The organism is Candidatus Obscuribacterales bacterium, assembly GCA_036703605.1.
Taxonomy (GTDB): domain Bacteria; phylum Cyanobacteriota; class Cyanobacteriia; order RECH01; family RECH01; genus RECH01.
Genome location: DATNRH010000834.1, coordinates 1 through 8,494 on the forward strand (window position 1 = coordinate 1; position 8,494 = coordinate 8,494).

Sequence of the window (8,494 nt, forward strand, 5' to 3'; positions counted from 1 at the left end):
CACCGTGGTTATCAATTGGCTGGTGCAGGTTGCGAAAAACTTTACTACAGCGTCGTGATGGCGATCGGCAGAATCGTAGAAGGCGACCATCAGCCCTGTATCAATCAAAATCGCCGCCTGTGCCATTAGGATCGAGCTTGATAGCGCGCCTGAATTCTTTCGGAGATGAGAGCTTGGCGGGTCTCTCGCTCGGATAAGCCTCCTGTGGAGAGTAGGTGCTTAGGCACACCACCCATCCGCTGCAAAATCGTTGCCTGAGTCTGTGTGAGTGTAGGCGGCTCACAGCCTATAGCTACATTCTGGTCTGGGTGGGTTGCGGCATCAACCGGGAGGTGAGTTGCTTGCAATTCTTGCTCACGCAACAGTTCTAGCGCTTTTTCGATCACCTGCGAGTGTGAGCTAAAAGCGTGATTGTGCTGATAGTCTTCTACAAACGCCAGCAAAGACTGCGACAGGGAAATCGATAGCTTAGTAACCTGCATCGGCACACATCCCATTGAGAATAGGCGTACTAATAGGATAGTTTTACACTTTATATTGCCATTATGGCCCATAAAACTAGGTCTGCCCGTTCCATCTTCAACAGGCAGACCCTTATCCTCAGCCTTGGCGTCTAGCGTTCATCAGAGCGATCGCTCACGATTAGTTCAGACGTGATGGGTTCAGGGCGATCGCTGCTCACCAGTGCCTCACTGCCAGGAATCGACTTGCTGACCACCACCCGTTCCATCTGCTCCGGTGGAATCAGGTCTGGCTTTTGGGGAATAGGGGCAAACATGCCAACCCGAACGGCTAGGGGCATCCAGATATCTTGGTGTTTCTCCGAGCGGGATAGACCAGCCTGAAGCCCTGTCTTCGACCACGTTTGAGCAACTTGTAGCCCGTCAAAGCCATTGACGAAGTTGTTGAGAGCCACTTGTAGCGATGCTGCTGGGTTGAGGGTGACCCAAGTACCATTTTCTAGCTCGCGTACTTCAAAGTGCAGGTGAGGGCCGGTGGAGTTGCCGGTGCTGCCAACCCGTCCCACCACATCACCCTGGGCCACCGTATCGCCCGGCTTCACAAAAATTTCGGATAGGTGGGCATAGAGGGTTTCCTGGGTGCCGTCGTTGTGCGTCAAAACGACGGTCAACCCATAGCCTTGAAGAAACTCAGCGGTGACCACTTGTCCACTAAAGGCTGCCACCACCGGCGCTCCCATGGGCGCTCCTAGGTCAATCCCCGAGTGGAATCGGGCATCACCGAAAATGGGATGCTGCCGCCAGCCAAAGAGGGAGGTAATGGGAGCTGGAATGGAGAGGGGGAAAAGCAGGCTGCGATCGCCATTACTAGGCTGGCTGATGGGGCGAGTCGTAACGTTGTAGAAATTATCGAAGGAAGGAATTGGGTTGAGGCTAACGCCGTCTGGCCCGACTGAAACGGGGCCAAGGTTGACCGACTGCCCGCTGCTGCTAGCCGATGGCGCACAGAGAGACGCCAGGTCTTGCCCGCGTTCTAGGGTCGTTTGGCAGCCGGTGGAGCGCTCGGATAGAACGACGGAGCCAACTTGATCGGGGGCATAGGTTGCGCCGAGGTTGTAGTCATTGGCGCTGTCAATATCGCTGCCGCCGGCCAAGCTAGGCGGGCTTTGCATCAGATCATCCACCGACATGGGCGCTGACACATCAGCTCCATTGTCCTCAAACATGACATCCGGAGTGTTGGAGTAGATGGGCTGAGACGCTTCGGAGACGGGGCGCTCAGACGGCATGGGCACAGAGTCTAGCAGATCGTTGGCCGAAGGAACCTCTTGCACCTCGGTGGAATAATCAAGCTCCAGGCCTGGATCGAGGTCAGCGGCGGTTTGAGCGATCGCTGCACTGTGGACCAAAAGACTTGCCCCGCCAATGAGGCAAGCGGCACCCACGCGCTGGGGAGTCCATTGAATCAGGCTAGATGAAACAGACTGAAAAGAACGTCGCTGAGTCATTGCGGATTATCACTTGGCATAGCACTGAAGAACGCGATCGAACGTATCACCTGATCTCTCATTTCAGAGAAATATTGATCTGTCCGCATGATGACCGATGGGATGACGAACGATCGTCCTACTATCGGTTCATTAGGTTGGGGGATACCAGCCTTGGGACGAGCACAGGGGAGGTGAATGAGTTAAGACAAAGAATAATCTCGAATTATCCTAGCGAATCATCGCAGTACAACACAAACTGTAACACTCCAAGGAACATCTCGGTATCATCCGGTTGGCAGGCGAGAACCCCTGGGTGTAGATCGTTGATGTCCTCCCAAAAGTTCCCGAGCGATCGCTTCTGGTTCATCCAGGGGCCTAGAGGCTACTCCAGCAGTGTCGATTCGTAGGCGCGGCAATCCTGGCAGGGACCGGTAGGATTCACGGCACAGCGCACATAGGGCGATCGCGCATTTAAGCGGCAACTGATATCACCCATCACATAGCCTAAGCCTTCCACATACTGGCGATCGGGGTGGTGTTCTAGGGATGGCAGCCCCCGAGATGCCAGCGAGTCGAGGGCTAATTGCAGCCGTGCCTGGGCACGAGCATCGGCCCGGCGCAGGACGAGCCAAGAGGCGATGGATGGCGAGAGTCCAATCAAGAGAATGAGCAGTGCAATCACCATAGATGCAACGAGATTCAGCTAGACTCCATCAAGTTTACCGACATGATGCGGCTTTCTCCGCCGTCTGGCAAGGGATCGAACCCTGTAGGGGTTGCCCAGGGCGATCGCTACAGGGTTCGAGAGATGGGAAAGCGATCGCCCTCGATTCAGCCTAGGGGCAGCTATTGTCCTTGGGCAAAATAGTCCGTGGATCGACCGGTTCCCCATCCGGCTTACGGATTTCAAAATGTAGGTGAATGGAATAGCCACCGCCGTCGATTTCCCGCCCTTCGCCGTCAAAGCCCGACCCGCCCCGGATGCCAATTAACTGACCGCGCTTCACGGCTTGCCCCGGCTTTACAGCAATGGAGCGCATGTGAAAGTAGACGTGCTGCCAACCATCCGCCCGCTGGATGTAAATAGCACGTCCCTCCGCCCCGGAAGTGTCATTTTTGACAGTTTTAACGACTCCATCGCTGGCCGCGTAGCATTCATCTGGGGTGTAGCCACCAATGTCTACGCCTGCATGGAGGCGTCCGCGGGCAAATCCAAATTCACACTTGGGGCCGCAACTGGTACCTTTCATCGGCCAAGCCCAGCCGGTGTCGGAGGGAATGCCCATAGCTGCCCGCTGGACAATCACCGGTTTACCATCTTCTCCAAGAACGCGCACATGGGGCACATAGACATACCAGGTATCTTGCCCCTGGATCGCTTCGGCAAGCTTCACCTGATAGTGGTTCATCTCGTTTTCGTTGTACTCCAGCAGACCAAGTTCGACGCCTCCACGCAGGGCAGCCTTTTCGGTGTCGGCTAGCTCCGATCCCTGAATGGGCTTGAGCTTGAGCAGCGTACTGTCGATCACCTGCAGCTTGAGTTTCGGCGGTGCGGCTGCATCCACAATCCGAACGTGGGGAGCGTAGACATACCAGCGATCACGCCCCTGGAGCGCCGCCGCAAGCTGGACGTTGAAGTGATCTGCTTCTTCGGTATAGGCAACAATATCGAGGGTGGTATTGGCAGCGATCGCCGTCTTGTCTGTGTCGGATAGTTGGGTCGATTGAACCGGTTTAGCCTTGAAAAACGTAGTGCCAAGCGTAGTCAGTTTCATAGGTTTCCTCTCGGTACGATGCAAACAGGTGACCTGATAGATGTTGGGCTGATGGACTGACCCACGATGGGATCACAGGGGGGAAACATAGAGTTTGAAACCTCGCACCGTAACCGTTGATCCTTAAGAAGAGGAGGAGCAGCAATCAGCTCGCCTAGTCCTTCGGGTGTAGAGTTGGGGGTGAGGGAAAGCAACGTTGGTCAGCCAACCAGGCGATCGGGAACAAATCTTCCATCAGTGTGCCTTAGGTCACTCAGAAACGTGCTGGACTTCATCAAGCTTTAACGGAAGATGGCGAAAAGCTGCAAAATCCTCCCATTTTTAGAAACCTGCTTTACACTCGGACGGGACTCTATGTCCTAACGCCCAACCAACCACTCTGATCAGCAACGGATGGGGAAGTACGCCTTCATCTGACGCGTTCTGACAGATGAGGATAGGGCGTGGTAGGTTCTAAAGGGCCATGTTCCAACTCTATACCAGCAATACTGATAGGCAAGACCCATGAGCAACTTAGCGGGAGTGAATGTTTTAGTTGATGGTTATAACCTGCAACTCAGCCAAGGAACCGGCATCAAAACCTATGGCATTAGCTTGGTGCGATCGCTCAAAGACCTAGGCGCAGAGGTCAACGTGCTATATGGGCGTAACATTCCTAAGTTAAAAGATGCATCCTTGGAAGAAGTCTTATTCTTTGATGTGCATGAAGGGCCCCATCGATATTCACACGGACCTTATCTGAAGCGATCGGCCCGCCTGTTGCTAGATGCTAGCCGCACCCTCAGCCATCAGTCGTTTACAGCCCGCCAAATTGATACAGGGCATGTGGTGATACGTGGATCCGTGCGGGGTAGTTTTATGGCTTCGATCACGGATTTGCTAGATATTACCGGAACCTATAACCTACCTGGCTGCTATCAAACAGCTGCAGCCCTGTTTCGGCTAGGGCTTTCCATGGGCGTCACCTTACCCAAAAAGGTCGATATCTTCCACGCCACCTACACCCTACCGATGACGGTACCCGGTGCCCAAAAAATTACCACCATCCACGACCTGATTCCCCTGCGCTTGCCCTACACCACCTTGGATAATAAGCGGCTATTTTACAAGGTGGTGCAACGCTGCCTCAAAAATTCTGCCCTAATTCTTACCGTATCTGAACATTCCAAGCGAGATATGGTAGATTTATTTGATGTCCATCCTGACAAGATTCAGGTAACCTATCAACCCATTGCCCTAGAGCCGTTGAATAAAACACCGGAGGAGATCCAGCGCTATCTCAAACGGTTTCGCATTGAGCGCAAAAACTACATTTTGTTTGTAGGGGCGATCGAACCTAAGAAAAACCTAGGCCGCCTGATTGACGCCTATGCTCGGTTAGACACCGATACGCAGTTTGTCATCGTGGGCAAGCGAGGCTGGCTGTGGGAAAACGAAATCGGGGCGATCGATACTATTTTCGGGACAGAGGTAGCTAAGAAAAAGTTTCGCCTGCTGGACTATGTCACCACTGAAGATTTGCGCCATCTCTATGCCGGAGCAACCTGCCTGGCATTTCCTTCTCTGTACGAAGGCTTTGGGCTCCCGCCGCTGGAGGCCATGTCCTTTGGCTGTCCGGTGATTACCTCCAACGTATCGTCATTGCCAGAGGTTTGCGGAGACGCGGCACTCTATGTAGATCCTTATAGCGTGTCGGATATGGAACAAAAGCTATCCCAACTCCTAGGCGACGAAGCCTTGCAAAAGGATCTAGCCAAAGCTGGTAAGCAAAATGCAGAGCGGTTTAGCCTAGAGCGCTATAACGAACGTCTGCAGCAGGCCTACCAGCTCGTGCTTTAGGGAGCGATCGCGGCCGACTCCAACCTTACAAGAACGCTTTGGTGATAGGCATCGGCGTCAGCATGGTTGGTGGGGTCTAACGCGTTCCAGTTTGGATGGGCGGTGAGGACGGCAAACACTGGATTGGCGAAGACTAGCGTCCAGGTCTCGATGACAGAGAACAGGTGCTGCGGTAGGGTCGGTATCTGACCTTTATGGATGATCACCCACTGGTTATAGCCCATCGGCTTTTTCAGGGCTTGTAGGTAGGGTGTCAGTTGCCCTGGGAAATACTCGGCAAATTCTATGGGGCCAACTATTTTCTCGCTCGTGAGCCAGTGCTGACGAACAAACTGCGCCGTTTCTCGCCAATAGACGTCATCAAGGGGAAATAAGAAGGGGCGATCGCTTTCGGATAAGGGTTCAACCTCGGGGCTGAGGCGGATCTGGTTCACAGCAAGGCCTATGGGGCGGTAGTCGGGATTGCTAGGATCCAAGGATTGCAGGGATTGCGTGCGTGGCACCTGGAAGCGGAGGCGGGTGAAGGGGCGATCGCTCTCAATCACGCTCTGGGGAATGGTGCCTTGATAGATCACCAGAAATAGACCGTCATCTTGAACATGACAGATCTTGGTGAGGGGAATGGGGCGATCGCCCACGGTGAGGGTCAGACCATTGACGACCTCTGGCGTAATGCCGCCGACGACCTTCATGCGCAGGGTGAGATCCTGTCCGCTGGCCAGGGGGAGATCCAGGGTAGATTCTGTGGCAGGGCCGGTCCAGCGAAAGAGGGTGTCAGCATGGCCCTCGCGCAAATGCCAGCCGGTGCCGGAAATCGGTTGGTCAAAGGTTAGGTCAAGCTGATGGATTTTGGGGTGCTGGTGAGCGGTGTAGCAGTCGATGTAATGACGCTCTAGCCAAGACTCCGGAGCCGTTTGGTTTTGGGAGTCTGGCGATCCGTAGGTAGCTTCGAGGGTGGCCTGCATCTGGGTGAAGCGATCGCGAAACTGCTCAACGGCACGATCGTAGAGAACCAGATCGCCCTGGTTCATGTCGCGCAGGCAGTCGAGAGTACCGCTCGATACACCTTGGAGGTAGTCGGATGTCTTGGCAATCATCAGCTTCTGGTATTGCACAATTGGATACCAGCCAAAGCTGTAGGACAGTAGTGCCATGGATGCCTGAAAATCCTCCAAGATGCCAAAAAAGACTAGATCGTCAAGGCGTTTAGCAGCAATCTCCAGCAGATTTTCCGTGGAGGGATGGCTGGCATCAGTGGTGGCGGTGGCCATGGCCCGCAGGTGTGGGTCGCGCATGGCCTCTTGCACGAAGGGATCGCGCACAAAGCTGTCTAGATCGGTGGCGATCGCTCGCTGCTGTAGCTTAATTCTGGTTTCGAGAGCCACGCCAGCCTGATGGTTGAACTGATAGACAGCGTCTACGTGTTCTTGCTGATTTTTCCATGAATCGGGGTAGTCGTTCATGAAATTGTATTCCGAGATAGTGCGCTGCACGGGATCTCGAAACATGGAAATAAATACGGGAGATGCTACAAATTGGGTGTAATCATCCCAGGTGAAATGACCGCGAATCAATCGATAGTCTGACGAAAGAAACGGGGACGTGGCCAGGTGGCACCAAAGTTGAGATGGACAGATGTCTTGACGGTGGAACTTGGCGTCTAGCAGGGAGATGAGGGTGGTTCCTGCGGTTTTGGGCACGTGAACAAAACACAGCGTATCGTGAGGCTGAAGCTTGTAGGGAATCGGACTCATAAAGGATTGATCCTAGGTAGCCAAAATAGAAAAACAGGTTGTATTGGTCTTAGGCAGATGATGTTGCGTAATCTAGGGGTGGCAGAGTAACCCTTTTACAGTCTTAGCAAGAATTGGGGTGGAATGCGATCGCCCAATGGCTGAATTGCACCTCCACCCAATGGGCTCCCCCGAATGGCGTACCCTTGTCTGCTGTTCCCTAGCATCTTCCCTAGTGATCTCCTAGGTTGCCTGCCATAGCTTAATCTGCCCGTCCCAGCAGCCACTGGCTAGGAGGTTGCTGAAGGGCGCAAACACCGCCGACCAAACCCAACTGTCATGATCACTCATCACATGCAGCAAGCTGCCGGTGCGGGCATCCCAGAGGCGAATGGTGCGATCGCTGCTGGCACTCACCAAAAGGCGACCATCTCGGCTAAAGGCCACCGAGTTGACGGATTGATTATGGGTATCCAAGGTGTAGATCACCTGCCCTGTATCCCAGTCCCACAGGCGAATGGTGTTGTCGGCGCTACCGCTGGCGATCGCTTTTCCGTCGGGACTCACGCAGACCGACAGCACTTCCCCTTGGTGCCCGGAAAGGAAGCGCACCGGCTTACGGCTGCTCAGGGTCCACATGCCCAAGGTTTGGTCATGGCTACCGCTGACTAGCATCGGCTGTTTGGGGTTCACCGCCAAGGACAGCACCCAGTGGTCATGGCCCTGCAAGGTGCGGTGTAGGCTGCCGGTTGAAAGTTTCCAAAGACGAATGGTTTTGTCGTGGCTCGCCGTCGCGATCGCCCGATCGCCGGGGATAAAAATCACCGATCGCACCCAGTCTCCATGGCCGGTGAGAACGCTCTCTAGGCTACCGGTTGCTGCTTGCCAGATGCGCACGGTTTTATCATTACTGCAGCTAGCCACGCGGATGCCATCGTAGCTAATCGCCACATCCCGCACCCATGCTTCATGCCCCTCCAGCGATCGCGCTAACTCGCCCGTTTTCAGAGACCAAAGTTTTACCGTTTTATCGCCACTACCACTAACCAACCATTGGCCTTGAGGATCGAGGGCTAGGGCTCTAACCCAGGCAGAATGTCCGGTCAATGTTTGAATACATCGCCATGCTTGGGATGAGATTTGGTTCATGGTTTAAGAACTCAACAAGGTAAAGATGCACAGCGTTGTAGATACAG

Annotated in this window: 7 protein-coding genes; 1 reads left to right on the top strand and 6 read right to left on the bottom strand. The window is 54.1% G+C overall.

Annotation, left to right across the window (positions count from 1 at the left end; all coding sequences use genetic code 11):
* Positions 1-125: 125 nt before the first annotated feature.
* From V6D20_17235 to V6D20_17250, 4 genes are all read right to left on the bottom strand, one after another.
* Positions 126-482, bottom strand: a complete 357-nt coding sequence (locus V6D20_17235) for a hypothetical protein (protein HEY9817526.1) — start codon at positions 480-482, stop codon at positions 126-128.
* Between the two features lie 131 nt (positions 483-613).
* Positions 614-1,969, bottom strand: coding sequence for a M23 family metallopeptidase (locus V6D20_17240; protein ID HEY9817527.1), 1,356 nt, complete (start codon positions 1,967-1,969; stop codon positions 614-616).
* A gap of 364 nt (positions 1,970-2,333) precedes the next feature.
* The gene (locus V6D20_17245) at positions 2,334-2,636 is read right to left on the bottom strand and encodes a DUF6464 family protein (GenBank protein HEY9817528.1); all 303 of its coding nucleotides are present in this window, start codon (positions 2,634-2,636) and stop codon (positions 2,334-2,336) included.
* A gap of 151 nt (positions 2,637-2,787) precedes the next feature.
* The gene (locus tag V6D20_17250; protein ID HEY9817529.1) at positions 2,788-3,726 is read right to left on the bottom strand and encodes a M23 family metallopeptidase; all 939 of its coding nucleotides are present in this window, start codon (positions 3,724-3,726) and stop codon (positions 2,788-2,790) included.
* A 504-nt stretch (positions 3,727-4,230) separates the two neighbouring features.
* Here V6D20_17250 and V6D20_17255 point away from each other — a divergent pair.
* Positions 4,231-5,565 (top strand): glycosyltransferase family 1 protein, encoded by a 1,335-nt coding sequence (locus V6D20_17255; GenBank protein ID HEY9817530.1) that lies wholly within the window; start codon positions 4,231-4,233, stop codon positions 5,563-5,565.
* Here the strand turns inward: V6D20_17255 and V6D20_17260 are convergent.
* Both V6D20_17260 and V6D20_17265 read right to left on the bottom strand, forming a co-directional pair.
* The gene (locus V6D20_17260) at positions 5,562-7,319 is read right to left on the bottom strand and encodes a sulfotransferase family 2 domain-containing protein (protein HEY9817531.1); all 1,758 of its coding nucleotides are present in this window, start codon (positions 7,317-7,319) and stop codon (positions 5,562-5,564) included. The two genes, V6D20_17255 and V6D20_17260, sit on opposite strands and share 4 nt — an antisense overlap.
* A gap of 222 nt (positions 7,320-7,541) precedes the next feature.
* Complete coding sequence (locus V6D20_17265) at positions 7,542-8,447, bottom strand: WD40 repeat domain-containing protein (GenBank protein HEY9817532.1); 906 nt, start codon at positions 8,445-8,447, stop codon at positions 7,542-7,544.
* Positions 8,448-8,494 lie beyond the last annotated feature (47 nt).

What these genes read in the sequence shown, in the direction of transcription:
- V6D20_17235 (HEY9817526.1), bottom strand. Translation starts at nt 482, where the DNA reads ATGCAGGTTACTAAGCTATCGATTTCCCTGTCGCAGTCTTTGCTGGCG.
- V6D20_17240 (HEY9817527.1), bottom strand. Translation starts at nt 1,969, where the DNA reads ATGACTCAGCGACGTTCTTTTCAGTCTGTTTCATCTAGCCTGATTCAA.
- V6D20_17245 (HEY9817528.1), bottom strand. Translation starts at nt 2,636, where the DNA reads ATGGTGATTGCACTGCTCATTCTCTTGATTGGACTCTCGCCATCCATC.
- V6D20_17250 (HEY9817529.1), bottom strand. Translation starts at nt 3,726, where the DNA reads ATGAAACTGACTACGCTTGGCACTACGTTTTTCAAGGCTAAACCGGTT.
- V6D20_17255 (HEY9817530.1), top strand. Translation starts at nt 4,231, where the DNA reads ATGAGCAACTTAGCGGGAGTGAATGTTTTAGTTGATGGTTATAACCTG.
- V6D20_17260 (HEY9817531.1), bottom strand. Translation starts at nt 7,319, where the DNA reads ATGAGTCCGATTCCCTACAAGCTTCAGCCTCACGATACGCTGTGTTTT.
- V6D20_17265 (HEY9817532.1), bottom strand. Translation starts at nt 8,447, where the DNA reads ATGAACCAAATCTCATCCCAAGCATGGCGATGTATTCAAACATTGACC.